General features: G+C 69.9%; 13 protein-coding genes. All 13 read left to right on the top strand.

The features are described from left to right. Nucleotides 1-40: 40 nt before the first annotated feature. The 13 genes from AB1046_RS01535 (at nucleotide 41) to pgeF (ending at nucleotide 23,721) form a co-directional block, all read left to right on the top strand. Nucleotides 41-9,133, top strand: a complete 9,093-nt coding sequence (locus tag AB1046_RS01535; protein WP_369372024.1) for a polymorphic toxin type 50 domain-containing protein — start codon at nucleotides 41-43, stop codon at nucleotides 9,131-9,133. Next, nucleotides 9,133-9,429: a hypothetical protein gene (locus tag AB1046_RS01540; protein ID WP_369372025.1), complete on the top strand. Its 297-nt coding sequence runs from the start codon at nucleotides 9,133-9,135 to the stop codon at nucleotides 9,427-9,429. Before AB1046_RS01535 ends, AB1046_RS01540 begins: the two co-directional genes overlap by 1 nt. Nucleotides 9,430-9,705: 276 nt before the next feature. After that, nucleotides 9,706-10,119, top strand: coding sequence for a hypothetical protein (locus tag AB1046_RS01545; protein WP_369372026.1), 414 nt, complete (start codon nucleotides 9,706-9,708; stop codon nucleotides 10,117-10,119). 530 nt (nucleotides 10,120-10,649) lie between these two features. Next, entirely contained in the window at nucleotides 10,650-12,284 is a 1,635-nt protein-coding gene (locus AB1046_RS01550; RefSeq protein WP_369372027.1) for a UDP-N-acetylmuramoyl-L-alanyl-D-glutamate--2,6-diaminopimelate ligase, read from the top strand. Continuing rightward, nucleotides 12,281-13,732 (top strand): UDP-N-acetylmuramoyl-tripeptide--D-alanyl-D-alanine ligase, encoded by a 1,452-nt coding sequence (gene murF, locus AB1046_RS01555; protein ID WP_369372028.1) that lies wholly within the window; start codon nucleotides 12,281-12,283, stop codon nucleotides 13,730-13,732. The genes AB1046_RS01550 and murF overlap by 4 nt, the downstream gene beginning before the upstream one ends. After that, nucleotides 13,729-14,811, top strand: coding sequence for a phospho-N-acetylmuramoyl-pentapeptide-transferase (gene mraY, locus AB1046_RS01560; RefSeq protein WP_369372029.1), 1,083 nt, complete (start codon nucleotides 13,729-13,731; stop codon nucleotides 14,809-14,811). The genes murF and mraY overlap by 4 nt, the downstream gene beginning before the upstream one ends. Nucleotides 14,812-14,870: 59 nt before the next feature. Beyond that, nucleotides 14,871-16,316, top strand: a complete 1,446-nt coding sequence (gene murD, locus AB1046_RS01565; RefSeq protein WP_369375543.1) for a UDP-N-acetylmuramoyl-L-alanine--D-glutamate ligase — start codon at nucleotides 14,871-14,873, stop codon at nucleotides 16,314-16,316. 19 nt (nucleotides 16,317-16,335) lie between these two features. Beyond that, complete coding sequence (ftsW, locus tag AB1046_RS01570) at nucleotides 16,336-17,565, top strand: putative lipid II flippase FtsW (RefSeq protein WP_369372030.1); 1,230 nt, start codon at nucleotides 16,336-16,338, stop codon at nucleotides 17,563-17,565. Between the two features lie 100 nt (nucleotides 17,566-17,665). Then, entirely contained in the window at nucleotides 17,666-18,817 is a 1,152-nt protein-coding gene (gene murG, locus AB1046_RS01575; RefSeq protein WP_369372031.1) for an undecaprenyldiphospho-muramoylpentapeptide beta-N-acetylglucosaminyltransferase, read from the top strand. Further along, nucleotides 18,814-20,325, top strand: a complete 1,512-nt coding sequence (gene murC, locus AB1046_RS01580) for a UDP-N-acetylmuramate--L-alanine ligase (protein WP_369372032.1) — start codon at nucleotides 18,814-18,816, stop codon at nucleotides 20,323-20,325. Before murG ends, murC begins: the two co-directional genes overlap by 4 nt. Before the next feature lie 62 nt (nucleotides 20,326-20,387). Next, nucleotides 20,388-21,362, top strand: coding sequence for a cell division protein FtsQ/DivIB (locus AB1046_RS01585; protein WP_369372033.1), 975 nt, complete (start codon nucleotides 20,388-20,390; stop codon nucleotides 21,360-21,362). Between the two features lie 194 nt (nucleotides 21,363-21,556). Continuing rightward, the gene (gene ftsZ, locus AB1046_RS01590; RefSeq protein WP_369372034.1) at nucleotides 21,557-22,894 is read left to right on the top strand and encodes a cell division protein FtsZ; all 1,338 of its coding nucleotides are present in this window, start codon (nucleotides 21,557-21,559) and stop codon (nucleotides 22,892-22,894) included. A 35-nt stretch (nucleotides 22,895-22,929) separates the two neighbouring features. Beyond that, entirely contained in the window at nucleotides 22,930-23,721 is a 792-nt protein-coding gene (gene pgeF, locus AB1046_RS01595) for a peptidoglycan editing factor PgeF (protein WP_369372035.1), read from the top strand. Nucleotides 23,722-23,940: the final 219 nt, after the last annotated feature.

Consider the following 23,940-nt stretch of genomic DNA (forward strand, 5'->3'; position numbering starts at 1 on the left):
CAGAGACGTGCGGAAGCCGACAAGCCAGATGGGAACTGCGGTGACGGGGACGGTTGAGCGGGTGCGTGGCGAGGTTGCCGCTGGGATGGTCCGGGCGCTGCGGATGGTGCGGTCCGGTTGGCGTGGAGGAGCTCGACGTGCAGGCGTCATCACCGTTGCGAGCGGGCTGGCGCTTGCCCTGGTGGTCGAGCCTGCACTGGCGGTAGGCCCGAACGTCGGCGTCGACTGCCAGACGACGGCGACGGACCAGGCCAGCGCTCTGGACCTGGCCGAGGCCTGCGGCCTGGACGTAGAGATCACCACGGCTCGCTCGCCGTGGTCTACGTTCACCGCGACCGAGGACGGCACCGTGACCCAGGAGGTCACCATGGTGGCGACCCGGACCGCGGTGAGCGGGGCCTGGGGACCGGTCTCGAACCGGGTCACCGACCCGATCCCCGAGGACGGGGTGCTCTCTGTCGCGGCGCCGGTCTACCCGATCACCGTGTCCGACGGGACAGCGGGGGTGCCGCTCGCGACGATCAACCGCGACGGGCACACGCTCACCTACGACAGCCCCTTCGACCTCACCGAGCCGGTTATCGACGGGGACACGGTGACGTACCCCGCCGTCGCGGGAGAGGGTGCGGACCTCGTCGTCACCATCAACCCGGACGGCACGGGTATCTCTACGGCGCTGCGCCTGGCCGATCGTGCCGCCGCCAGGCGCGCGGACGATCAGCTCGGTCTGGACGAGCTCACCTTTCCTGTCACCACGTCGGCGGGGCTGACCGTCACGCAGAGCGCCGGCGGTGGGTTCGACGTCGTCGATGCGTTCGGACAGCAGATCTTCCAGGCCCCGGAGCCGAAGATGTGGGACTCCGCGGCTTCCGGCGGGAGCGGCCAGGACGCCGGTGCGCTGGGTCTGTTCAGCTCCGGCGGTGCGCCTGCGGACAGCGTTGGGCCCCGGCCCGCAGGACGCTGGGAGCAGGTCAGCGGCGTGGACGCCGACGACCCAGAGGCGCGCGCGAGCGCGCCCCTCCTCGGCGACCAGCAGCTGTCGATGCCGGTGGACCTGGTTCCGGCCAGGGCTCGGCACAACACCGACGCGTCCGCCGGTTCGACGCCGGACGCCGCTGCCGGCGCCGCCGCTGCTGTCCCTGGCGCGGACCCCCTCGGCACCTCCGCGCCGGGCGTGGACCTGACCGGCGGACTGTCCGTCGGTGGCGACTCCCTGGACGCGTCCGGCGGGTTCGGCTCCGCGGGCGCCACCGAGTCCTCGACGGTCGGGGTGCGGATCCGCCCGGATCGCGACTTCCTGCTGTCCGACCCGGACACGGTCTTCCCCGCACTGATCGATCCGACCGTGACTTCCGCGGGCAACGAGTGGCTCATGGTGCACGAGGGCACCCCCGATGCCACCAGCGGGTACATGTTCGAGGGCAACCAGGGCCTGGGGCTGTGCGACGTCGCGGTGGCAGCTACCTGCCTGGAGAAGGTCCGGTTCCGGCTCGGCTGGCAGTTCACCGGCCTCGACCACCTCGGCCTGCTCGAGCCCGATGCGATCACCTCGGCCACGTTCAGCGTCTACGGCGACCACAGCTGGGACTGCACGGCGCGCACGGTGCGGCTGTTCGGCACAAGGCCGATCGACGCGGCGTCCACGTGGGCGTCCTGGGCCGCCACACCCTTCGGGACGGAGCTGTCCCGCCAGACAGTGGCGCACAAGCCCGCGTGCGACAACTCCGGGTGGGTCGACTTCGACGCGACGTCCGGCGTGAAGAACCTGGCCGAGACCGACACCGACACGCTCAGCCTGGGCCTCGCCGCCCTGAATGAGACCGACATGACACTGGGGTGGAAGCGGTATCGCCACGACGGCAAGCTGACCATCGAGTACGAGCCGAATGCCGCCTCGGCGGACGCCGAGGGCTCCGACCTGGCGGCGCGCACGGAGAACCTCGACCCCGCGGAGGAAGCCGCGGACGAGGCAGCGCCGGACGCGGTGACGCCGACGGCGATTCCGGTGACGGATCCGCCGGAACCAACCGCAGACCCGGCCCTGGTGCCGGTGCAGAACGCGCCCGAGGCCGCGGAGGCCACGGTGCCCGTGCCCGAGACGCTGACCGAGGTCCCACCGGAGACGCTCGGCGGGCTCAACCTGAAGGTCGGCGCGCCAGCGCCGGCGGAGGGCGCACCCGAAGCGGCGTCGGAGGTGCACGTCGAGGTCGCCGACCAGGCCACGGCCATCGGCGCCGGGATAGCCGGGGTGCTCCTGGACGTCACGGACACCACCGCCGAGGCTCCGCCAGAGGCCGGCGTACGGCAGGTCCAGGTCGAGGTGGACTACGACGCCTTCACGGACCTGGCCGGTGCTGACTGGTCCGGCCGGCTCGGCGTCGTCCGGATCCCTGAGTGCCATGCCACCACCCCGGACCTGGAGGAGTGCTCGCCCACGCCCGTCGACTCGACGAACGACGTCGAGGCCGGGACCGTGACTGCGACGCTCGACCTGGCAGCGGCCGGGACGGCGGCGGCAGCAGCGGCGGCTGCGGCAGAGACGCCGGCCGCTGAAGAGACACCGGCGGTAGCCGGCGCGGCCGAGGAATCCGGGGCAGCGGCGAACGCCGCCCCGGACGCTGAGATGACGGCGCTCGCGGCGACTGGGGGCGACACGTTCGCGGTCACAGCGGGCACAAGCTCCGCGGCCGGTAACTGGGGCGCCACCCCGCTGTCGTCGGCGTCGTCCTGGTCTGTCAGCGGCGGTACGGGCTCGCTGGGCTGGTCCTACCCGATCCAGGTCCCCGCTCCGGGCGCGGGACCGTCGCCCGAGCTCGCGGTCGGGTACTCGAGCGCCGCCCTGGACGGGCGAGTGTCCAGCACCAACAACCAGTCCTCGTGGGTCGGGGACGGGTGGGACATGACCAGCGGGTTCGTGGAGCGCCGCTACGTGCCCTGCTCCGAGGACCAGGACGAGGCGCGTGGCGACGACCCGAACAACACGTCTCGCAAGACGGGTGACCTGTGCTGGGACAGCGACAACGCGTTCCTGACGTTCAACGGCACGTCGTCGGCCCTGGTGAAGGACGACGACTCCACCACGGCCGGTGTGATCGAGTGGCGCCCGGAGGCTGACGACGGCACGCTCGTCCAGCAGTACGGCCGTCCCACGGGAGCCGCTGCCAAGACCGACGCCGGGTGGGCCGGCGAGTACTGGAAGGTCACGACTACCGACGGGACCACGTACTCGTTCGGCAAGGACGCGCGGTACTCCGGGGACACGCTGGCGCAGAACTCCCGGTGGACCGTCCCGGTCTACTCCAACCACCCGGACGAGCCCGGGTACGAGACGTCGTTCGCGGCGTCCGGCCGGCAGATGGGGTGGCGGTTCAACCTCGACTACGTCCGCGACACGTCGGACAACACGATGACCTACCGGTACGCGAGCGAGACCAACCGGTACGGCGCCAACAACAACACCGGTGCCACCCGCACCTACACCCGCGGCGGCACGCTGGACTGGATCAGCTACGGCACACGCGCCGGATCCGAGCCGGTAGCGTCCAGCGGTGCAGGCGCGCCGTACCTGGTGGACTTCGCGGTCGCCGAGCGCTGCCTGGCGGCGTCGACGGACTGCGAGACCGGCGACCGCGATACCCATGCGGTGCGCTGGCACGACACCCCGGTTGACCTGGAGTGCTCGTCGAGCACCCACTGCCCGGACGTCCGGAGCCCGGCGTTCTTCTCGACCAAGCGCCTCACGAGCGTCGTGACCAAGGTGGACGTGGGCGGGACGCTGACGGCGAAGGACACCGTCGCGCTGACGCAGACGTGGCGCGACCTGGGCGACGGCACGGGCCGAATCCTGTGGCTCGACGCGATCAAGCGCACGGCCAACGGTCCGAGCAGCTCGTCGTCGGACGACGTGGTCTTCAACCCGATCCGGTTCGCCGGCAACGCGCAGAAGCCCGGACGTGTCGCGGACACGGTCTCGGACGGCCTGCCGGTGATGAACCGCATCCGGGTCGAGGAGATCACCACGGAGACCGGCGCCAAGATCGACATCGAGTACACGGCGACCCAGTGCAACGCGAGTACGCATCCCGCCGTCGCGCAGGGTTACATCCCGATCGCGAACCAGTCGGCGAACGCGTCGCGCTGCTTCCCGGTGGTGTGGCACCCCTGGGGCATGCCTGAGCCTCGGAGCGAGTACTTCCACTCCTACATGGTGTCCAAGGTGACCCAGTCGCCAGGCGAGAGCGGGGAGCTGACCGGCTCGGTCGTCACCTCGTACGCGTACGGCGACGGCATCGAGTGGGCGCGGATCGACGATCCGCTGACGCCGAAGAAGGACCGCACGTTCTCGATCAACCGCGGGTACAAAACCGTGACCACCACTACGGGGTCTGGATCTGTGGCTGCGAAGACGAGGACCCAGTATCTGCAGGGCACTGGCGCGGAGGTCAACCTCCCGGACTCGATTACTACCCGCAATGCCGTCGACCACGAGCGGTTCGCCGGTATGCCGGTGGTAAGCACGGTGCTGAACGGCGAGGCAGAGGTCTCGAAGACGATCACCTTCCCCGAGGCAGCCCAGACGGCGAGCACAGGTAGTGCGGGGACGGATGACCTGCTCGTCGCCACCCGCACGACCAGCATGGACACGTACACGGCGTCGTACACCGCCGACGGCTCGCTGGAGTTCGTGACGCGTACGGATACGGAATACAACGCGGACGGACAGGTCACCGAGGTCGACGACTACGGTGCGTTCTCGGAGACGGCTGAGGACAACACGACGTCAGACGATCTGTGCACCACAACCGACTATCTGAAGAACAGTGCCAAGCACCTGGTGGTGCCCTCGGTGACCAAGACGGTCAGTGTGCGGTGCTCCATCACGCAGACCACTCCCGAGCAGCTGGTCGGGGCGTCGGAGATCAGCTATGACGGGGCCAATCACGGCATCGACCCGACCAGAGGTCTGCCGACGAGCGTACGGACGAACGACAAGGACGGCGTTCTGAACGACGCATCCCCGGTGGTCAGCACCTTGTACGACAGCCGCGGCCGCGCGACCAGCTCGACCGATCCGCTGGGACGGGTGTCGCGGACGGCGTACACCGAGGCCAACGGCGTGACTACTCAGGTGGTCACGACCAGCCCCGACCCGGACGGCGCGGGGGACGGTGACGGCGACGGTGTCACCCTGACCGCACACGAGTCCACGACCGTGCTGCACCCGCTCCTCGGCGTACCGACCACGGTGCGGGACGCCAACAACAAGCCCACGACGGCGACCTATGACGCCGCCGGTCGCCTGCTGTCGGTGACCTACCCGGATCGGGAGGGCAAGTCGGCGAACGTCACCTACGCCTACTCGACCTCGCGCAAGGGTGTGAACACCGTGACCACCAAGACGTTGGCCGCGGACGGCGCCGGCTACCACGTGTCGGTGGCTCTGTACGACGGGCTGCTGCGACCGGTCCAGACCCAGACCGAGTCCCTGGACGGCGACGACGAAGCCGTCAACGGCCGGATCATCACCGACACGGAGTACGACGACAACGGCCGGGTCGCCTTTACCACTTCTGGCTGGTTCGCAACCGGCAACCCGAGCACGACCCTGGTGGGCGCGGCCGTCGAGCCGGACGCCACCACGGTCTTCACCTACGACGGTCTTGGCCGGGTCCGGACCGAGGCCCTGTTCACCGGTGTGATCGTGAATCCCGCCTATGAGCAGTGGCGCACCACCACGCACTACGACGGCGCCACGACGACCGTGGTGCCCCCGGACGGCGCGACCCCGACCCAGACAGTGGTTGATGCCCGGGGCCGGACGGTGGCGATGAGCCAGTTCTTGCGTGATCCGGTGGAGGACGCCGGGGTGCGCACGCTGTCCGGTGTGCTCGGCCTGGAGGAGCAGTCCACGACGTACCGGTATGACGGCGCTGGGCGGTTGTCCAAGGTGTTGGATACCTATGACAACGAGTGGACTTACACCTACGACAAGCTCGGTCGGCAGACCCAGGCGATAGATCCTGATGCGGGCACGACAACCACGAAGTACGACGACGCGGGTCAGGTCACCTGGGTCATGAATGGTGCGAACCAGAAGCTCTTCTATACCTATGACCAACTGGGGCGTCGCACGACGGTCCGGCAGGACACGGACGATGGTGCGATCCGGGCCAAGTGGACCTACGACGTTTTGACGTCCTATGCCGGTCCGAACCCGGGACCGGCCAAGGGCCAGGTCACCAGCTCCACGAGGGTCGCTGGTTCCGCGGACGGGGACGGGAACTTCGTCACGGCGGTGACGGGGTTCGATGCGGCCTATCGTCCGACGGGGACGGCGACGGTCATCCCGTCGACGACGACGACGGGCGCTTTGGCGGGGACGTATGAGCAGAAGGTCACGTACACCGCGGACGGGCAGGTCGCGTCCACGACGTATCCCGCGGCGGGCGGGTTGCGCAAGGAGACGGTCACTACCCAGTTCGACGACGACACGAGCGTCGCGGAGTGGATGGGTGGCGGGTTCGGCTGGGGCACGTATGTCGCTAGCTCTCGTACTGATGGCTTTGGGCGGTTGTCGTATCTCGACCTCGGTAACACGTACGGCACTGTTGTGTCCTACGGGTACGAGAGCGGTACGAGCCGGTTGCTGAGCGTGCGGCTGGACCGGGAACGGATCGGTGGCCGGGAGCTTGATCTCACCTACGCGTATGACGATGCCGGGAACGTGCTGAGCGTCAAGGACAAGCCGACCACTACGGGTCGTGCCACGGACCGGCAGTGCTACCAGTACGACGCGCTGCGCCGGCTGACTGAGGCGTGGACGCCCGCGACGGGTAACTGCGCGTTGGCGAGGTCGATCCCGGCACTGGGTGGGGCGGCGCCGTACTGGTCCTCGTTCGAGTACGACGCTTTGGGCAACCGCACCAGCGAGACCTACCGCACCCGGGGTCTGGCGGGGGATGTTGATGGTGGGCAGACCACCACGATGGACTACTCCTATGCGGGCACCCGGGACCTGAACGCGGACGGCGACACCACGGATGTGGGTGAGTTCGCAGGTCCGCACGCGGTCACGTCGATCACCACCGACGGGCCAAGCGGGTCCACGGGGACGTCGTTCACGTACGACACGGCGGGCCGGACGCTGACCCAGACCCAGGACAGCGACTACCTGACTACCGCACTGTCGTTGGGGTGGGACTCGGAGAGCGAGCTCGCCTCGACCAGCACCGCGACCACTGAGTATGCCGAGCCCGAGCCTGGCCCAGGGGACGACGACACCGACGGTGACCAGTCCACCGGGACGGGCCCGGACCGGGGTACGGGAACGACGACGACCGCCGCCGGGCGCAACCTGTACACCGCTGACGGGGACCGCATCATGCGCACGGCCCCGGACGGGTCGATCACGGTCTACCTCGGTGGGCAGGAGATCACCAAGGCCGCCAACGGCACGGTCACCGCAGCGAGGTACTACAGCTTCGCCGGCCAGACGGTTGCGATGCGTACCGCGAACGGCCTCGGTGGTGTGACCTCGCTGATCAACAACCCGCAAGGCACCCCGCTCGCGTCTGTCCACAACACCAACTGGACCACCACTTCGGTGGACAAGCACTACACGCTGCCGTTCGGCGAGCAGCGCGGCGACGTCTCCGCACCGGGGGACCACGAGTTCCTCGGCAAGGTCCGCGACACAGCCACCGGCCTCACATTGGTCGGCGCCAGGTGGTACGACGAAACCGTCGGCAGATTCCTGACCGTCGACCCGATCATGGACCTGACCGACCCACAACAGTGGAACGGCTACGCCTACGCGAACAACAACCCTGTCACCTGGTCTGATCCGTCGGGGTTGATCATCCTCCCTCCGATGATCGATGGGGTGTTGATCGCTCCACCGGCGGCAGGTACGGGCGGTGGTGATACGGATTCGGGTGGCGGTGCGAGCGGGCCAGAGGACGACATTCCTGTCGTCACCATCTACGTGGGAGACGGCTCCGATATTCCGCTGCACGGCCTGCCCCCAGGCACGTTCGTCGAGCAGAGCGTGCTCGCGATGCTCAAGTCCGTCCCGGGCTACGGGTCCTGGGTCGACGAGCTACGGCCGATGGTTCTTCCGTGTGCCGAGACGGATGCTGTCCTGGGAGACTCGTGCCAAGGCGGATCGCTGACGGCTCAAGACCTGGGCGACATCGCTTACGAGCTCTTCCTCGGGGATGTCGTCGACTGCGCCCACGGCGAGATCGGCGGCTGCGCCTGGGTCGCGGTCGGCTTCGTAACTGGCGGCATCGGCAAGGCTGCGAAAGCAGTCGACGTCACAGGCGACGCCCTCCGCGCTGCAAACACAGGTGCTAAGGCCGCGGATGATGTTCCGACGGGCTGCAACAGCTTCGTACCAGGGACGATGGTCCTCCTGGCGGATGGGACTCGGAAGCCGATCGAGGACGTCGAGCTCGGTGACGAGGTCCTGGCGGCGGACGAGGACACTGGCGAGAAGACTGAAGGGAAGGCTGTCACCGCGCTGATCCGCGGCGAGGGCCAAAAGAACCTGGTCACGGTCACGGCTACCGACATCGACGGCCAGACTCAGCGCATCGTGGCCACTGATGCGCACCCGTTCTGGGCGCCAGACCAGCGCGCGTGGATCGACGCGATCGATCTGACTGTGGGTGGGTGGCTGCAGACCGCGGTTGGTTCGTGGGTCCAGGTCACCGCCATCGACGTCGAGCGCAAGCGTGCTGTCGTGCATAACCTGACGGTGGCGATCGACCATACCTACTTTGTCGCGGCGGACGAGACTGCGTCGGCGGTGCTGGTCCACAACGCCAGTTGTCCGCTCGTCGACTGGAACAAGCAGGAGAAGCATTTCCCAGGGCACCCGAACTTCCAGCCGGGACGGAGCACGACGACTGCCGATCCTCGCGTCCTTGTTCAGCGAGCCGGTACCGGTACCCCGGTCGGCAACACACCGGTTGGGCTGCCGGGGTCCAAGGAGAGAGTTGACTACGGCGAGGTCATCGGACATTACGCGGACCGCGACACCGGCGAGCTGATTCCAACGACGATCGGACTGCTCCACTACAGTAAGAACGGGGTCCACATTGTTCCTGGACGACCGGTAGGGTTGGGCTGATGGACTTCAGAGTGAGCGCGCTCCTTTCACTGCAGCGATCGTTGTGGGACCTCGTGACCCCAAACCTGCGCGGTGTTGCGGCGACGATCGAGCACCCGAAGATCTTGGTGCGGTTCTTGTTCGAGAACCGTCCGACCGTCGAAGACCGTGAGAACGTTTCGGAGGCGGAGACCTACACGATCGCGGACTTCACCGAAGGCATGGATATAGTCTTCACGCCGGATTGGGTCTCGATGTCGCAGCCACGCGAACTAGCGGAGGGTGAACAATGGATCTACCTCCGCAAGGAAGAGTGAGTCGAGTACCCATGCGGGCGATCGAGTCGCGGATGGGAACAATGCTTCGAGCCGTCGCGCTCTGTTCCGTCCTGATCGCCGTCTGGGCCCTCCTGTTCCGCGCTCAACCCGCGTCCGGGCTCACGGCCCCCCACGGCTGAAGCCCGCGAGGGGGCGCTTCCGGCTTCCAGGAAGCTGTCGAGTCTCAGGCGGGTATCACCGCAGTTCAGGTCGGGGATTCGATCTGCGCGCTTGACCCCGTCACAGGGCAGCTACTTCAGGGAGCCTTCTGATGGGATGGAGAAGATGACGGTAAAACCTCTGGGGACCTTGGCTCCGACTGACCGCGCTACGCCGTGGTCGGCGCAACGACTCGACCGTTCGCGCGAAATGCCCAGTGACGTTCGGGTGCGGGTACTGGACTACTTGACGGGGTGTCCCGTCTTCCTCGCGTGGATGGAGGTGACACGTGACGAGATCGGCGGTCAGTTCGAGGTTGCTGGAGGGTCTGCGATTGCCTCGGACGGGGTCTACTACTGGCGTCTGGACGGGATCGAGTACATCAGGGAATACGGGATTCCCGTCCCTCATGATGCAGTCGCGTACTTCGAAGCCCGAAAGTGGATCGTGCCCACGATCGAACGAGCCGAGTACATTCAAATTTACCGAGAACTGGACGAGCTTTTCGGAGGCGGAGAGGTCGTTGGATGAACTCTCCTGGTTTCGTTCGATCCTGAGATGAGGAGGATTGGACGATGCCCAGTCCCGAAATGATCCTGATCGGCTACTGGGCCGGTGAGCGGGCCCCGGGTTGGCCGTCACCGGGTGAATTCATTGACGAGTCGTGGGATTCTGATACGCGCGATCTGATAGCCGACTACTTGCAACGAGGGTTCTTGGTGAGGGCCTATATGGGCTACTCGCCATGCCTAATCTGGTCGCAACAACGGAGATCTCGAACTTAGTGATGGAACGTTCGTGTGGCCAAACGGGCTGGTTCACTATGTGGCGGACCATGCTGTGCGACTCCCAGACACCTTCGTATCGCATGTTCTAGGAGAAATCGCCGCCTACGAGACCGCAGGTCGGAAGGAATCTTGGTGGCGCGGGCAACGTGGTCAGGCTGAGTGATCACGGACGCCGGACACTCCGCTGAATCCGAAAGGGACCGCCCCACAACCGCCACCCCAGCCCCACAGACGGGACAGGCCACTCCCTCCGGAGACGGTAGGTTCTACCCCGTGACATCCCCGTTCGACCGGATCCGTCCGGCCGCCACGACAGCGCGCCAGGTATCCGACCTCGCCGTCGCGTTCGGCCTCACCATCGTCCCAGGTCAGCCCGCCGACGCCGCGGTCACCTGCGTGGCCTCGGACAACCGGGTCATCAGGCCGGGAGACCTGTTCGTGGCCCTCCCGGGTGCCCGCGCGCACGGCGCGCAGTTCGCCGCCGACGCCGTCGAGCGCGGGGCCACTGCCGTCCTTACCGACGCCCGCGGGGCCGAGCTGATCGGCACCAACAGCACAACACCGGTCCTCATCGCCGAAGACCCCCGCGCCATCCTCGGCCAGGTCGCCGCCTGGGTGCTCGGCAATCCCGCCGACGAGTTGATGACGTTCGGCGTCACCGGTACCAACGGCAAGACGACCACCACCTACCAGCTCGACCACCTGCTGCGGGCCATGGGCTGGGTGGGCGGCCTGATCGGCACCGTCGAGACCCGCTCCGCCGACCGCGTCATCCCCAGCATCCTGACCACGCCCGAGGCCGCCGACCTCCAGGCCCTGCTCGCCGCGATGCGCGAGGACCACGTGCGCACGCTCGCCATGGAGGTCTCCTCCCACGCGCTCGCGCAGCACCGGGTCGACGGCGTGGTGTTCGGCGTCGCCGGGTTCACCAACCTGACGCAGGACCACCTCGACTTCCACGGCGACTTCGAGTCGTACTTCGCCACCAAGGCCGACCTGTTCACGCCCGCCCGCGCGCGTCGCGGCGTCGTCACCATCGACGATGCCTGGGGCGAGCGCATGGCCAAGGCTGCCCAGATCCCGGTAGTCACGCTCACCACGCTGAAGGGCAAGGACGCCGACTGGACGGTGACCGACGTCGCGCCGTCGGGCACCGGATCCGCCTTTACCCTGACGCATCACGACGGGCGCACCCTGCGCACCTCCACATCACTGCCTGGCGGCTACAACGTCGCCAACGCGGCACTCGCGGTGACGATGGTGCTGGAGGGCGGCTCGGACCTCCGCGACGTGGTCGAGGCGCTGGCAGCCGGCGACGGCCTGAGCGCCACCGTGCCCGGTCGCATGGAAGTGCTCGCCACCGCGCCGCGCGTGGTCGTGGACTTCGCGCACAACACGGAGGCCCTTGAGCTGGCCCTCGCGGCTCTACGCCCGACGACGAAAGCCCGGCTCACCGTCGTCTTCGGCGCCACCGGCTCCCGCGACCCCGGCAAGCGGCCGTTCATGGGCGCCGCTGCGGTGCGCGGCGCCGACGTCGTCTATGTGACCGACGACGACCCGCACGACGAGGACCCCGCGAAGGTGCGGGCCGAGGTGCTCGCGGGCGCCACCCCCGAAGGTGCCGCCGGCGGCACGCCCGGGACAGTCGTACAAACAGCGGAAGACGGCGCCTCGCGTACGGTGGAGGTCCACGAGATCGCCCCCCGGGCGGACGCCATCCGCGCTGCGATCCTCGCGGCTGCCCCGGACGACACAGTGCTGGTGGCGGGCCGCGGACACGAGACCGTCCAGGAGATCGCGGGCGTTGACCACGTGCTCGACGACCGCGTCGAGGCACGCGCAGCGCTGGCCGCGCGGAATGCGCAAGGCCGGCAGGACCACATGCAGGAGAGGACGACAGAGGCATGATCGAGCTGACTGCGACGCAGGTCGCCGCAGCCACCGGCGGGCGGCTGCACGCCGACCCGGACGTGACGGTCACGGGGGCGGTGATCGTCGACTCGCGCCAGGCCGGCCCGGGAGCGCTCTTCGTGGCGCTGCCGGGGGACCGGGTGGACGGGCACGACTTCGCGGCCTCCGCGGTCGAGTCCGGCGCCACGCTGGTGCTGGCGGCCCGCGAGCTGGACGGCCTGCCGACCGTCGTGGTGGACGACCCGCAGGCGGCCCTGGGCGAGCTCGCGCGGTACGTCCTGGCGGCGGCCCGCGACCGGGCCGACGGCATCGTCCCGAAGGTCGTGGCCGTGACCGGCTCGGTCGGCAAGACCACCACCAAGGACCTGCTCGGCCAGCTCCTCGGCCCGGAGGTGGACGAAGGGGCGATCGTCGTCACGAAGGGCTCGCTCAACAACGAGATCGGCCTGCCGCTGACGGTCCTGCGGGTCACCACCGCCACGCGCTACCTGGTCCTGGAGATGGGTGCCGACCGGGTGGGCAACATCGCCTATCTCACGCGCATCGCGCCGCCCGACGTCGGCGTCGTGCTGTCGGTCGGCGTCGCGCACGTGGGCATCTTCGGCAGCGTCGAGGCCATCGCGAAGGCCAAGGCCGAGATGGTCTCCGGGGTCGTGGACGGCGGCTCGGTGGTGCTCAACGCCGACGACCTGCGGGTCGCGGCCATGGCGGGCCAGGTCGCTCCCGGCACGAGCGTGCGGACCTTCGGCACCATCCCGTCCGCCGACGTCCGCGCCGAGGACATCTTGATCGACGCCGCGGGGCGGGCGAGCTTCACACTCGCCGTCCGCCCCGGCCAGGCCGACGAGCAGCGCGCCGACGTCACGCTGCAGCTCGTCGGGCCGCACCACGTGAACAACGCGCTCGCGGCTGCGACCGTCACGCTGGGCCTCGGGGTGCCCGTGGCCGAGGTCGCGACGCGGCTCTCGTCGGCCACCCCCCGCAGCCCGCACCGGATGGCCGTCACCGAGCGGCCCGACGGCGTCACCGTGATCGACGACGCCTACAACGCGAACCCGGACTCGATGAAGGCCGGCCTGCGCACGCTCGCGGTCGTGGCCGGCCGGACCCGGCGTTCGGTCGCCGTGCTCGGCGCGATGCTGGAGCTCGGTGACGCCGCGCGCGCCGCGCACGACGAGATCGGCCGTCTCGTGGTGCGGCTGAACATCAAGCAGCTGATCGTGGTCGGCGAAGGTGCCTATCACATCCACGAGGGCGCCATGCAGGAGGGTTCCTGGGGGTCGGAGTCGATCTTCGTGCCCGACCTGGACGCAGCCCGCGAGCTGCTGGACGCTTCGCTCGAACCCGGCGACGTAGTGCTCGTGAAGTCGTCCCTCGGCTCAGGGCTCTGGGCCCTCGGGGACCACCTGTCGCTGGCCAAGACCGTAGAGGACAACCACAAGTGATCGCGATCCTGGTCAGCGCCGCAGTGGCGCTGCTCGTCGCCCTGCTGGGCACGCCGGTCTTCATCCGGTTCCTGGTCCACAAGAACTACGGCCAGTTCGTCCGCCAGGACGGTCCCACGGGGCACTTCATAAAGCGCGGCACGCCCCAGATGGGCGGCGTGGTGATCATCGCCGCGACCGTGATCGGGGTCGCGGCCTCGATGATGGTGTCCAGCCGGCTGCCGAGCGTCTCGGCGCTGCTCGTGCTCTACCTCATGGCGGGCCTGGGCCTGGTCGGCTTCCTCGACGACTTCACCAAGATCCGCAAGCAGCGCTCCCTCGGCCTGACCCCGCGCGCCAAGCTGATCGGGCAGGGCGTGGTCGGCATCTCCTTCGCGGTGCTCGCGCTGCAGTTCCCCAACGAGAACTCGCGCACCCCGGCGTCGACCAGGATCTCGTTCCTGCGCGACACCGAGCTCGACCTGGCGTTCTTCGGCGCCACCGCGGGCCTCATCCTCTTCGTGATCTGGGCCAACCTGCTGGTCTCCGCCTGGTCCAACGCGGTGAACGTGACCGACGGCCTCGACGGCCTGGCCACCGGCGTCTCGATCATCACGTTCGGTGCGTACGTGCTGGTCGGGATCTGGCAGCTCAACCAGTCGTGCCAGTTCTACGCGACCGCCGGGCCACGCTGTTACGAGGTGCGCGACCCGCAGGACCTCGCGATCGTCGCCGCCGCCGTCACCGGCGCCTGCGTCGGCTTCCTGTGGTGGAACGCAAACCCCGCCAAGATCTTCATGGGCGACACCGGCTCGCTCGCCCTGGGCGGCGCCCTGGCCGGCCTGTCGATCCTGACCCGCACCGAGCTGCTCGCCGTGATCATCGGCGGCATGTTCGTGCTCATCGTCTCGTCCGTGGTGATCCAGGTCAGCTTCTTCAAGATGACCGGCAGGCGGGTGTTCAAGATGACGCCGCTGCACCACCACTTCGAGCTGTCCGGGTGGGGCGAGGTCACCATCGTGATCCGGTTCTGGCTGATCGCGGGCCTGCTCGCGGGCCTGGGCATGGGCATCTTCTATGCCGAGTGGGTCGCCTCGTGACCGAGGCTCCTGGCCTCGGTCCGCACGACGACGACACGCAGGGCGACCAGTACGGCACCATCGAGCCGCGCGTCCCTCTGGCTGAGGCTCGTGTCGTCCTGGCGGGCCTCGGCCTCACCGGACGGTCCCTGCAGCGTGTGCTTACGCCGCGGGTCGCCTCGCTGGTCACCGTCGACGACAAGGCGGACGACGCCGCCCACGGCAAGCTCGACGCCGACGGCGCGACCAAGGTGATGGCGCAGGCCGACCTGCTGGTCGCCTCGCCGGGCTTCGCCCCGCACCACCCGGTCGTCGCGGCGGCGCTGGCCGCTGGGGTGCCCGTGTGGAGCGAGGTCGAGCTCGCCTGGCGCCTGCGGGTCGACCGCCTCGGCGCCGCCACACCCGCCGCGTGGCTCGGCATCACCGGGTCCAACGGCAAGACGACCACCGTCGAGATGCTGGTGGCGATCCTGCGCGCGGCTGGCCTGCGCACCGCCGCCGTCGGGAACGTCGGCCGGTCCCTCGTGGAGGCGGCCCTGGACCCCGCCCTCGACGTCATCGCGGTGGAGCTCTCCAGCTTCCAGCTCCACTTCACGCACACGATGTCGCTGGAGGCGGGGGCGGTCCTCAACGTCTCGCCCGACCACCTCGACTGGCACGGCTCGATCGACGCGTACACGCGCGACAAGGGCCGCATCTACGAACGCGTCCAGCGCGCCTGCGTCTACAACGTCGCCGACCCGAAGACCGAGGAGCTGGTGCGCGAGGCCGACGTCGTCGAGGGCGCACGCGCCGTCGGCTTTGTGGTCGGCACCCCGAGCCCGGGTGACCTCGGGCTGGTCGACGACGTCCTGGTGGACCGCGCCTTCCACGCCGCGGACGACGACCCCGACCGCCGCAAGAGCGCCGCAGAGCTCGGCACCCTCGCCGACCTGAAGCTGCTCGGCGACCACAACGGCGTGGTGCCGACGCACATCGTGGCGGACGCCCTGGCCGCCGCCGCCCTGGCCCGTGCGCACGGCGTGCCCGCGGCCGCCGTCCGGGACGGGCTGCGCTCCTTCGGCCCCAGCGAGCACCGCATCCAGCGCGTGGCCGAGGCCGACGGCGTCACCTACGTGAACGACTCGAAGGCGACGAACAGCCACTCCGCGGCCGCCTCGCTGGCGGGCTTCGCCCACGGCACCGTGGTGTGGATCGCGGGCGGGCTGGCCAAGGGCGCCACGTTCGACGAGCTCGTCACGTCCCGCGCGGACCGGATGCGCGCCGCCGTCGTCATCGGCGCGGACCCCCGCCCGCTGGCCGACACGCTGGCCCGACACGCGCCGCAGATCCCGGTTGTCGTGATAGATCCCGGTGACACTGGGACGGTGATGCGTAGGGCGGTGGCCGCGGCGCGGGACCTGGCACAGCCCGGGGACACCGTGCTCCTGGCCCCGGCCGGCGCGTCGCACGACCAGTTCGTCTCGTACGCCCAGCGCGGCGAGGAGTTCGCACGGGTGGTGCGTGAGCTCACCCACACGCACTGACGCGCGGGAGGGACAGCGGATGACCACGACGGGAACGCGCCGCGACGCTTCCGAGCGTTGGCTCGGCCAGTGGAACTCCAACGTCACCAGCTACTACCTCCTGGTGGGCACCACGGGCCTGCTGACCGTGATCGGCCTGATCATGGTGCTGTCCAGCTCGACGGTCACCTCCATCGCCGAGGGGGAGTCCCCCTACGCGGCATTCCTGGACCAGGCGCAGTACGCGCTGATGGGCCTGCCGGTGCTCCTGATCGCGGCCCACCTGCCGATCCGCTGGTACAAGCGCCTCGCGCTGCCCGGGCTCATCGTCGCGGTGCTCCTGCTGGTCGCGGTCATCTTCCTGGGTGTGATCAGGAACGGTCAGCAGAACTGGCTCATGCTGGGGCCGCTCTCCTTCCAGCCCTCAGAGCTCGCCAAGCTGGCGCTCGCGATCTGGCTCGGCACGGTGCTCGGACGCAAGCAGGCACTGCTGGGTAGCTGGTCGCACGCGATCATGCCGGCGGTGCCGGGCGCCGTGGTGGTCCTCGGCCTGGTGCTCGCCGGAGGCGACCTGGGCACGGCGCTCGTGATGGGGCTGCTGGTGGCCGGAGCCTTCTTCGTGTCCGGCGTGCCGATGTCCCTGCTGGGGCTCGGCACCGCGATCGCGGCCTTTGTCGTCGGCTACGTGTTCATCCTGCAGCAGGGCAGCGGCGACCGGCTCCAGCGCATCATCGCGACCTACGGCGCCTCGTGCGACGAGAGCTCGGAGTGCTACCAGTCCCTGCACGGCCTGTTCGGCCTGGGCACCGGCGGGCTGTGGGGCGTGGGCCTGGGCGGCAGCCGCGAGAAGTGGAGCTACCTGCCCGAGGCGCACAACGACTTCATCTTCGCCGTGATCGGCGAGGAGCTCGGGTTCTTCGGCACCGTGCTGGTGCTCGCGCTGTTCGCCCTGCTCGGGCTCGCGATGAGCCGCGTGATCCGGCGGCACACCGACCCGTTCGTCAAGGTGGCCACGGCGGCGGTCGCCTGCTGGGTCGTTGGCCAGGCGTTCGTGAACATCGGCGTGGTGATCGGCGTCCTGCCTGTGATCGGCGTGCCGTTGCCGCTGGTTTCCTCCGGCGGTTCGGCGCTGATCACGACGATGGCCGCGCTCGGGATGATCATCTCGTTCGCGCGGACGGAGCCAGGGGCTGCCAAGGCTCTGGCTGCACGCGGTAGCGTCGTCCGCAAGTCACTGGCCGTGCTGGGCGGCGCGGTCCGTAGACGGTAGAAATGTGCACGGCGGCACTTGTCTGTGATCAGAACCTTGCACAGCGGGCCGCTTCCGGTCCGCCCGGACCTACGGCCCGGGCGACGACGAGAAGGTGATGATGAGCTCAGCAGTTGTGTCGGTGGTGCTCGCCGGTGGCGGTACCGCGGGACACGTGAACCCATTGCTCGCGGTGGCCGACGAGGTGCGGCGCCGGGAGCCCGGCGCGCGCGTGCTCGCGCTAGGCACCACAACCGGCCTGGAGGCCGAGCTCGTGCCCGCTCGCGGTTACGAGCTGCGACCGATCCCGCGGGTGCCGCTGCCCCGCCGTCCGAGCCCCGACCTGCTGCGGCTCCCCGGCCGGCTGACGGCCGCGGTGAAGGCCGCGGAGGCCGCGATCGACGAGATCGACGCGCAGGCAGTGATCGGTTTCGGCGGGTACGTAGCCACCCCGGCGTACCTCGCGGCCAAGCGCAAGGGCGTGCCGATCGTGATCCACGAGCAGAACGCCCGGCCTGGCCTGGCCAACCGGCTCGGTGCCCGCTGGGCGGCCCGCGTGGGCCTCACCTTCGCCGGGACGCCGCTGCGCGGCGGCATCCTCACGGGACTCCCGCTGCGGCAGGCCATCGCCGCCCTGGTCGAGACCCGGGAGGCCGACGCCGCGGGCGTGCGGGCCCGGGCCGCGGCCGAGCTGGGCCTCGACCCGGCGCTGCCGACGCTCGTGGTCACGGGCGGCTCCCTGGGCGCGGTACGCCTGAACCGCGCGGTGTCGGGCGCCGCGGCCCAGGTCCTCGCGGCGGGCGCGCAGGTGCTGCACCTGACCGGGAAGGGCCGGAGCGACGAGGTGCACCAGACGGTCGCGGACATCGACGGCCGCCGCTACCAGGTCCGTGAGTACCTCGAGCAGATGGAGCTCGCCTACGCGGTGGCCGACCTCGTGGTCTGCCGCTCCGGCGCCGGCTCGGTGGCCGAGCTCGCCGCGCTCGGGATCCCCGCCGTCTACGTGCCGCTGCCCATCGGCAACGGCGAGCAGCGGCTCAACGCCGCCCCGCTGGTCGAGGCAGGTGGTGGCATCCTGGTAGCTGACGCCGATCTCACCCCCGACTGGGTGGCCACCAACGTTCCAGCGCTGCTCGCGGACCGCGAGCGGCTCGGTGTCATGGCAAAGGCCGCGCGGTCGGCCGGCACCAGTGACGGCGCGGCTCGCGTCGTCGATCTCGTCGAGCAAGCCGTACGGTCAGCAGGTACCGACACCACGGAGGTCAGGTCATGAGCACCACGGTCACGGATCAGATGACGGATCAGGTCGCGCGGCTCGGGCGCGTCCACATGATCGGTATCGGCGGGGCGGGCATGTCCGTCGTCGCGCGCCTGCTCGCCGGGCACGGGGTGGACGTTCAGGGCTCCGACGCCGCCGAGTCGGACACATTGGAGGACCTGCGGGCCGCGGGCATCCGGGTGTGGGTCGGCCATGATCCCGCTCATCTCGCGGGCGTCGACTCCGTGGTGATCTCCAGCGCGGTGCACGAGGACAACCCGGAGCTCTCCGCGGCCCGGGCCCGCCGTCTGAACGTGTTGCACCGCTCCCAGGCGCTGGCCGCCCTCATGGAGGGGCTGCGCGGGGTCGCCGTCGCCGGCGCGCACGGCAAGACGACGACGTCGGCGATGATCGCGACGATTCTGCGCGAGGCGGGCCTGGACCCGTCCTACGCGATCGGCTCCACCGTGCGGACCGCCACCGGGTCGACGCCGGGCGGCCACCTGGGCACGTCCGACGTGCTCGTGGCCGAGGCCGACGAGTCGGACGGCTCCTTCCTCAACTACACCCCCACCATCGCGGTGGTGACGAACGTCGAGGCGGACCACCTGGACCACTACGGCACCCCGGAGGCCTTCAACGGGGCGTTCATCCGGTTCGCGCGCCGCCTGGTGCCCGACGGCTGGCTCATCGCCTGCGCCGACGACGAGGGCTCGCTCTCGGTGGGCGCGACGATCTGCGCCACGGGCGGCCACGTCATCACCTACGGCACCGACGACACCGCGCGTGTGCGGGTCACGGACATCTCGACCACCTCGGAGGGCACGACGGCGGTGCTGCGCGGCGACGTCCTGGGCACCAACGAGCAGGTCGCCGACGGCGCCGGTGTGTCCGGCAACGTGCCGGGAATCCAGATGCGGCTCAAGGTCCCGGGCAAGCACAACGTGCTCAACGCGACCGCCGCCGTCATCGCGGCGGTGCAGCTCGGCGTGGCGCCCGAGCAGGCTGTCGCCGGAGTCGAGGCGTTCGTCGGCACCGGCCGTCGCTTCGAGGAGAAGGGCGAGGCCGACGGCGTTCGTGTCGTCGACGACTACGCGCACCACCCCACGGAGATCCGCGCGGTCCTCACGGCGGCTCGCGAGATCGCCGACGGCGGGCGGGTGCTCGTCCTGTTCCAGCCGCATCTCTTCTCGCGCACGCGGATCTTCGCCGACAAGTTCGCGCACGAGCTGTCCGCCGCCGACGAGGTGGTGGTGACGGGCATCTACGGGGCTCGTGAGGAGAACGACCCGTCGATCACGCCCAGCACCATCGTCGACCTCATGACCGGCCACGACGCCGTCTACGCGGTGCCGGACCGCCTGGACGCGGCGCACGCGATCGCCGACCTCGCCCGCCCGGGCGACGTGGTGCTCACCGTGGGCGCGGGTGACGTGACGCAGCTCGCCCCCGCCGTCCTGGCCCGCCTCGCGGGCCGCGTGGCGACCGGTTCGGCTGCCGCCTCGGGGCCGGGCGAGGACTGATGCGGCCGCCCGCGCGCCCTCGCGCCGCGGGCTCGGCACGGCCGCGCCCGGCAGACCAGGGCGTGGCACAGCACGAGAACGACGGTCCTCCGGCCCCGGGCGCTACCGCCCGGGGCCCGAGGACCCAGGACCGGTCCGGCCGGTCGACGGCGACCGCGCGGTCTGCCGTGCCGCCGCCTCCACCCTCGCCCGAGCAGCCGCCGGCGCCACCTGCTCCACCCGCCGCGCAGCGGCCGGCCCCGGCGAGCCGCCTCGACACCGGCCGCGCGACGCCGTCGGGATCGCGTGCCGACGTCGTCTCCGACCAGCTCGCCGACCGCCTCGCCGAGCGCACGGCGATGGCGCGCTACCGCTTCTGGCGCCGGATCGGCTGGGGTGCCGTGGCCCTCGCCTGCGCGGCGGGCCTGGTCTGGGTGACGTTCTTCTCGCCGCTGCTCGCGCTCGACCCGGAGCAGGTGCGGGTATCGGGGCAGGGCACGACGATCGACGTCGAACAGGTGCGCACCGCCGCGACGGACCAGGCGGACGTGCCGCTGCCGCGGATCGACACGGTGGGCCTGCGCGAGGAGATCCTCGCGATGAACGGCGTCAGAGACGTCGAGATCACGCGGACCTGGCCCGACGGGCTGACGGTGGCGCTCACGTCGCGCGAGCCGGTGGCCGCGGTGCCACAGCCCGGCGACGTGTACGCCCTGATGGACACCGATGGTGTGCGCGTCGGCACGGTGGAGGACGTCCCGGACGGCCTGCCCTCGATAGTTCTCTCGCTCGACGACGGCGAGGCCAGCCGGCGCGCCATGGACGCGGCGCTCTCCGTGCTGGGCGCGCTGCCGCCGGAGCTGGGCGCCGACATCCGGACGGTGCACGCGGCAACGCAGGACGACGTGCGTACCACCCTGTCCGACGGGCGGGTGATCCGGTGGGGGAGCGGGGAGCAGGTCGAGCTCAAGACCAGGGTCGCCCAGACGCTGCTGGAGGCCGAGCCGTCGGCGACGACGGTCGACGTGTCGTCGCCCGAGCTGCCGGTCACGAACTGATCGCTGAAATGACATCGATGTGATTTCTCGCGTGCATCGGTGCGCGACACGCGCGACGATGTCTTCGACACACCTCGATGGCCCACCTACCGTCGAACTCAGCAGCAACCTGACATAACTCTAACCCTCTACCTCAACCTGAGTGTTCATGGGACGAGAGTCGGGACTCGGGACCCGAATCGAAAGGCGACGACGTGGCAACTCCGCAGAACTACCTGGCAGTAATCAAGGTGGTCGGCATCGGCGGCGGTGGTGTGAACGCCGTCAACCGCATGATCGAGGTCGGCCTCAAGGGCGTCGAGTTCATCGCCATCAACACTGACGCACAGGCGCTCCTGATGTCGGACGCGGACGTCAAGCTCGACGTCGGGCGCGAGCTCACGCGCGGCCTTGGTGCCGGCGCGGACCCGGAGGTGGGCAAGAAGGCCGCCGAGGACCACGCCGAGGAGATCGAGGACGTCCTGCGCGGCGCCGACATGGTCTTTGTCACCGCGGGCGAGGGCGGCGGCACCGGCACGGGTGGCGCTCCGGTCGTGGCGCGCATCGCGCGTGCGCTCGGAGCGCTGACCGTCGGCGTCGTCACGCGTCCGTTCACGTTCGAGGGCCGCCGTCGCGCCGTGCAGGCCGACAGCGGTATCGAGAACCTCCGAGACGAGGTCGACACGTTGATCGTCATCCCGAACGACCGGCTCCTGGCGATGTCGGACCGGAACGTGTCCGCGATCGCGGCGTTCCACTCCGCCGACCAGGTCCTGCACTCCGGTGTGCAGGGCATCACGGACCTCATCACCACGCCCGGCCTGATCAACCTGGACTTCGCGGACGTGAAGTCGGTCATGCAGGGTGCGGGCTCGGCGCTCATGGGCATCGGCTCCGCACGCGGCGAGGACCGCGCGGTGCAGGCCGCCGAGCTGGCGATCTCGTCGCCGCTGCTCGAGGCGTCGATCGACGGTGCGCACGGTGTGCTGCTCTCGATCCAGGGCGGCAGCGACCTCGGCCTCTTCGAGGTGCACGAGGCCGCGCGCCTGGTGCAGGAGGCCGCGCACCCGGAGGCGAACATCATCTTCGGTACGGTCATCGACGACGCGCTGGGCGACGAGGTGCGGGTCACCGTCATCGCCGCGGGTTTTGACGGCGGCCTGCCCAAGGAGCGCAAGGACAGCCGGGCGCTCGGCCAGGTCTCGGGTGCGGTCTCGGCGGCCACGCGTAGCCCCGCCACGGCGCCGGTCCCGCTGCCCGACGTGTCGGACGCGGCGCGCCGGATTCCCGAGCTGCAGGGTGTCAACGGCATGCCGCCGTCGGTCCCGCCGGCGCACCCGGTGCCCGTCTCGACGCTGCCGCGCGTGATCGACGACGAGGGTTCGGACGACGTGCCGCGCACGCTGGACGAGCCGGCCGTCGTGGTGCACGGCTCCTTCAACCGGCAGGACGTGGGTCGCGAGCAGGAGCGCGTCGAGGTCCCGCCGCTGTACGACGAGAACCCGCGCAGGTCGTCGTCGGAGGACCTCGACGTCCCCGACTTCCTGAAGTGACTTCCTGAAGTGATCGGCCGGGTAACCTCGCACACGTGAGCGACACCCGGACTCTTGCAGGCGTGCACCCCGTCGATCTTGGCGACGGGGTGCACGCCTTTTTCACGACCGGTGCGGGCGGCGTGTCGCCGGCCCCATGGGCGACGTCGGACGGCGGCGGCCTGAACCTTGGCCTGAACGTGTCCGACGACGCGGCCCGGGTGGCGGCCAACCGTTCCCTGGTCGTGGAACGGCTCGGCGCGCCGGTGGCGTTCGCCACCCAGGTGCACGGTGACGTGGTGCTCGAGCTCGGCGGTGCCGAGCGGAGCCTCTGGGCCGCGCCCCGGCCGCCGGACTCCGCGGGGGAGGGCGACGCGCTCGTCACCGCCGAGCGCGGGCTGGGCCTCGGGGTACTGGTCGCGGACTGCGTGCCGGTGCTGCTGGCCGACCCCGTGGCGCGAGTGGTCGGTGTGGCGCACGCGGGGCGCAAGGGCGTCCTGGCGGGTGTGGTGCACCGCGCGCTGGACGTGCTGGTCGCCCGGGGAGCGGATCCCGCGCGCGTGCGCGCCGCCGTCGGACCCGCGGTGTGCGGGCGGTGCTACGAGGTGCCTGGCGCGATGCGCGACGAGGTGGCCGCCGCGGTGCCCGAGACCTTCGCGACGACGCGCGGCGGCACGCCAGGTCTCGACCTGCCTGCCGGGGTGGTCGCGCAGCTGGCCGCGCGTGGCGTCGTCGTGACCCGTGTCGAGCGCTGCACGGTCGAGGAACCAGACCTCTTCTCGCACCGACGCGCGAGCCTGGCGGGTACCACAACGGGGCGACAGGCGGGCATCGTGGCGCTGATGTGACCGGGATTACTCTCGCTTGGTGTACGCGACACGCCGGTAGCACCCTCCTGACCTGCGAAATCACACGGATGTCGTTTTTAACGAGCATTCGCTGAACAACTTTGGCAAAGTTGTTCGTGGCACGGCGTGTCGCACTTCCGGGTCGGATTGCGCCGGGCTACTTTTGTCAAGGCGACCTCGACGAGGGGTCAAGGTCGGACCTGTTGTACGGGACCGGTG

The sequence above is a fragment of the Promicromonospora sp. Populi genome (genome assembly GCF_041081105.1).
In the GTDB taxonomy this organism is placed as follows: domain Bacteria; phylum Actinomycetota; class Actinomycetes; order Actinomycetales; family Cellulomonadaceae; genus Promicromonospora.

What these genes read in the sequence shown, in the direction of transcription:
- AB1046_RS01540 (WP_369372025.1), top strand. Translation starts at nt 9,133, where the DNA reads ATGGACTTCAGAGTGAGCGCGCTCCTTTCACTGCAGCGATCGTTGTGG.
- ftsW (WP_369372030.1), top strand. Translation starts at nt 16,336, where the DNA reads ATGACCACGACGGGAACGCGCCGCGACGCTTCCGAGCGTTGGCTCGGC.
- murF (WP_369372028.1), top strand. Translation starts at nt 12,281, where the DNA reads ATGATCGAGCTGACTGCGACGCAGGTCGCCGCAGCCACCGGCGGGCGG.
- murC (WP_369372032.1), top strand. Translation starts at nt 18,814, where the DNA reads ATGAGCACCACGGTCACGGATCAGATGACGGATCAGGTCGCGCGGCTC.
- murG (WP_369372031.1), top strand. Translation starts at nt 17,666, where the DNA reads ATGAGCTCAGCAGTTGTGTCGGTGGTGCTCGCCGGTGGCGGTACCGCG.
- AB1046_RS01545 (WP_369372026.1), top strand. Translation starts at nt 9,706, where the DNA reads ATGGAGAAGATGACGGTAAAACCTCTGGGGACCTTGGCTCCGACTGAC.